At 67.0% G+C, this 846-nt stretch carries 1 protein-coding gene; it reads left to right on the top strand.

The window, feature by feature from the left end:
• Positions 1–846 (top strand): hypothetical protein (locus tag CFP71_RS44525; protein ID WP_167406481.1); only part of this gene is annotated, 846 nt, incomplete at both ends.

Raw genomic sequence — 846 nt, forward strand, 5'->3', positions numbered from 1 at the left:
GTGAGTTCGAGGTGGCCGCGCGGGAGTATCGGGCCGCGTTGCGGGCGAGCGGTGCGGGGGTGGACGCGGCGCTGGAGGGGGAGACCGGGGAGTTCTTTTCGTCTTTTCTGGGCAAGGGCATGGTTTCAGGTGTGGAGGCGTTGGGGGAGGCGTCGGACAGTCTGGCGTCGATGGCGAAGACGGCCGCGGCGGATGTGGTGAAGGCCAAGGTCATGATGGTCGCGATGGCGGCGATGGCGTTGGCGACGATCATTCACTTGCTGGCGACGTTGATCGGTGCGGCGTTCGTGGGGCTGGCGCAGTTGACGGCGCGGCAGGCGTTGATGGCGATCTGGCGTGGTCTGGTCGCGAAAATGAAGGCGCTTGCCGGATTGAGGCTGACGAAGGAACTGGGCGTTCAGGTGATCAATGGGGTGGGCAGGGCCTTGGTTCCGGTGGCGGGGTTCGCGGCTGCGGGTGCGGGGATCATGGGTGGTCTGGATCTGTCGATCCAGGCTGGTCAGATCGCGGCGGGGAAGCGGGACGGGCTGGATGGCAAGTCGTTGCTGGGCTCGTTCGTGGGTGGTGCTTTGGGGGGTGCGTTCGCGGGGGTGTTCCACGCGGGTGCGGTGTGGGTGCGGGGTGTGGCGACGAAGGCGGCGGACGAGGAAGCGTCGAGGTTGCTGGTGGAGCGGTTGAAGGTGGAGGGGGTGACGCTGGAGTCGTTGAAGGAGACGGGGGATCGGCTGGCGGTGGCGCCGCGGGCGATTCCTGGTTCGGTGGAGGCGCTGGGGCATGTGTCGTATGGGTCTGGTCAGGTGGGGGTGGTGTTCGTCACCGCTCCGGTGATCAACCTGGCGACCGGTT

Source organism: Amycolatopsis thailandensis (assembly GCF_002234405.1).
Classification (GTDB): domain Bacteria; phylum Actinomycetota; class Actinomycetes; order Mycobacteriales; family Pseudonocardiaceae; genus Amycolatopsis; species Amycolatopsis thailandensis.